The 2,922-nt window shown below is 66.8% G+C and carries 3 protein-coding genes; all 3 read left to right on the top strand.

Annotated elements, in window-relative coordinates; all coding sequences use genetic code 11:
• Position 1 precedes the first annotated feature (1 nt).
• A complete protein-coding gene (gene leuB / locus BIS11_RS14110; protein ID WP_253586354.1) occupies positions 2 to 1,066 on the top strand; it encodes a 3-isopropylmalate dehydrogenase in 1,065 nt (354 codons plus the stop codon).
• 107 nt (positions 1,067 to 1,173) lie between these two features.
• Positions 1,174 to 2,286, top strand: a complete 1,113-nt coding sequence (gene asd / locus BIS11_RS14105; protein ID WP_253422238.1) for an aspartate-semialdehyde dehydrogenase — start codon at positions 1,174 to 1,176, stop codon at positions 2,284 to 2,286.
• A gap of 179 nt (positions 2,287 to 2,465) precedes the next feature.
• Positions 2,466 to 2,922 (top strand): FimV family protein (locus tag BIS11_RS14100; RefSeq protein WP_367399218.1); only part of this gene is annotated, 457 nt, incomplete at its 3' end.

The following is a 2,922-nucleotide window of genomic DNA, read 5'->3' as shown; positions in this document are numbered from 1 at the left end:
GCTGCTGCCCGGTGACGGCATCGGCCCGGAAATCGCCGCCCAGGCGGCGCGCCTGCTCGAGGCCTGCCAGCAGGCGGGGCTCGATATCGAGGTGGAAGAGGCGCTGGTCGGCGGCTCGGCGTTCGATGCGTTTGGCGAGCCGCTGCCCGCCGAGACGCTGGAGAAAGCCAGGGGCGCCCGCGCCATTCTGCTCGGCGCCGTGGGCGGGCCGAAGTGGGACAAGCTCGAGGATCTCTCCAAGCGCCCGGAGAAGGGCCTGCTCGGCCTGCGCAAGAACCTGGGGCTTTTCGGCAACCTGCGCCCGGCGCTTCTGTATCCGCAGCTCGCAAGCGCCTCGAGCCTGAAGCCGGAACTGGTGTCCGGGCTCGACATCATGATCGTGCGCGAGCTCACCGGCGGCATCTACTTCGGCCAGCCGCGCGGCATCGAGGAGCGGGGTGGCGAGCGGGTGGGCTTCAACACCTACGTCTACTCAGAAAGCGAGATCGAGCGCATCGGCCGGGTCGCCTTCGAGATGGCGCAAAAACGGGGCAAGAAACTCTGCTCCGTGGACAAGGCCAACGTGCTTGAGGTCACCATCCTGTGGCGCGAGGTGATGGAGCGCCTGGCGCCGGAGTACCCGGACGTCGAGCTCTCCCACATGTACGTCGACAACGCCGCCATGCAGCTGGTGCGCGCGCCCAAGCAGTTCGACGTGGTGGTCACCGGCAACATGTTCGGCGACATTCTGTCGGATGCCGCCGCCATGCTCACCGGCTCCATCGGCATGCTGCCGTCGGCGTCACTCAACGAATCCGGCCAGGGCATGTTCGAGCCCTGCCACGGCAGCGCCCCGGACATCGCCGGCCAAAACGTGGCGAACCCCTTGGCGATGATGCTCTCGATCGCCATGATGCTGCGCTACTCGCTCGACGAGCCGGCGCTCGCCGAGCGTATCGAGGCCGCCGTGGGCGACGTGCTCGATCAGGGGCTTCGCACCGCAGACATCGCCCAGCCGGGCGAGGCCCACGCCTCCACCGTCGAGATGGGCGACGCCGTGCTCGAGGCCTTCGCCAAGCGCGGCTGAGTACAGCACGCCCCAGGCTCGAACCGCCGGCCGCTTACGCAGCGGCCGGCGTCTTTTGTTATAGTGAGTGGTCTACAACTCTTACACGCATCAGCGGAGGACGTTACATGTTGAAAGTCGGTTTTGTCGGATGGCGCGGCATGGTGGGCTCGGTGCTCATGGATCGCCTGCAGGAGGACGGTGAGTTCAAGGGGATCGAACCCGTGTTCTTCACCACCTCGCAGGTGGGTCAGCCGGGACCCGACATCGGCGTGGACGTGCCGGCGCTGAAAGATGCCTTCGACCTCGACGCCCTCAAGGCGCTGGATGTCATCGTCACCTGTCAGGGTGGCGACTACACCAAGAAGGTGTACAAGGACCTGCGCCAGAGCGGCTGGAACGGCTACTGGATCGACGCGGCCAGCACCCTGCGCATGGAAGACGAGGCGACCATCGTGCTCGATCCGGTCAACCGCCACGTGATCGACGCGCAGCTCGCCCGTGGCGCCAAGACCTTCGTGGGTGGCAACTGCACCGTGAGCCTGATGCTGATGGGCCTGGGCGGGCTTTTCGAGGCCAACATGGTCGAGTGGATGACCTCCATGACCTACCAGGCGGCGTCCGGCTCCGGCGCCAAGCACATGCGCGAGCTTCTCAGTCAGATGGGCGATCTGCGCGACAGCGTGGCGACGGATCTCGCCAACCCGGCCAGCGCCATTCTCGAGATCGACCGCCAGGTCACCGCCAGAATGCGCGCCGGCGATTTCCCGACCGAGAACTTCACGGCACCCCTGGCCGGAAGCCTGATCCCCTGGATCGACAGCAAGCTCGACAACGGCCAGAGCCGCGAAGAGTGGAAGGGCTTCGTCGAAACCAACAAGATCCTCGGCCTCGGCGACAACCCGGTGCCCATCGACGGCCTGTGCGTACGCATCGGCGCGATGCGCTCGCACAGCCAGGCGTTCACCATCAAGCTCAAGCAGGATGTGCCGCTCGACGAGATCGAGGAGCGCATCGCCAAGCACAACGACTGGGTGAAGCTGATCCCCAACGACAAGGAAGCCACCATCGCCGGGCTCACCCCGACCGCGGCGACCGGCACGCTGGACATTCCGGTCGGCCGTCTGCGCAAGCTCAACATGGGCGGCGAATATCTCTCCGCCTTCAGCGTCGGCGACCAGCTCCTGTGGGGCGCGGCAGAGCCGCTCAAGCGCATGCTCAAGATCCTGCGCGAGCAGTGATCGCACGTCGCATTCGCGACAGACGCGTACAAGAGGGAGGCCCCAGTGGCCTCCCTTTTCGTTGGCGCCGGGCGAAGAGCGCTACACTCGGTCCCCCAAAACAAAGTAGGCTATGGTAAAAAAGCATGATCCAGGGGCCTGCGAAACCAAGGCCCGGGAAACGAAGGCAAGGGGCCTCGATGAACAAGACGCTTGCCAGGGTATCCTGGCTCTCACTGACGCTGCTGAGCCCCGTTGCGCTTGCCGCGGGGCTTGGTCAGACCACCGTGCTGTCGCCGCTCTCGGCACCGCTCGACGCGCGCATCGCCCTGCTCGATGTCGATGACGTCCCGGTCGAGGCGCTCGGAGCGAGCGTGGCCGAGCCGTCCGCCTTTGGCGCGCTGGGCCTCGACTGGTCGCCGCTCTTGAGCGGCGTCGACATTACCCCCGTACGCCAGAACGGGCGCACCTACCTGCAGCTCACCAGCGGCCAGCCCGTCGATACGCCCTGGCTCGACGTGCTGGTGACCCTCACCACGCCCGCCGGACGCCAGACCCAGGCGGTCACGCTGCTGTTCGACCCCGTCGACTACCTGCCGGCCACGCCCGCCGCCGCCAGCGTACCGCGCGCACCGCAGCCCGTTCGCCCGGCGCCGG

This window comes from Halomonas sp. 707D4, assembly GCF_024158685.1.
In the GTDB taxonomy this organism is placed as follows: Bacteria; Pseudomonadota; Gammaproteobacteria; order Pseudomonadales; family Halomonadaceae; genus Vreelandella.
The sequence above is the reverse complement of the archived record's forward strand: the minus strand, read 5'-3'. Positions and strand labels throughout refer to the sequence as shown.

What these genes read in the sequence shown, in the direction of transcription:
- asd (WP_253422238.1), top strand. Translation starts at nt 1,174, where the DNA reads ATGTTGAAAGTCGGTTTTGTCGGATGGCGCGGCATGGTGGGCTCGGTG.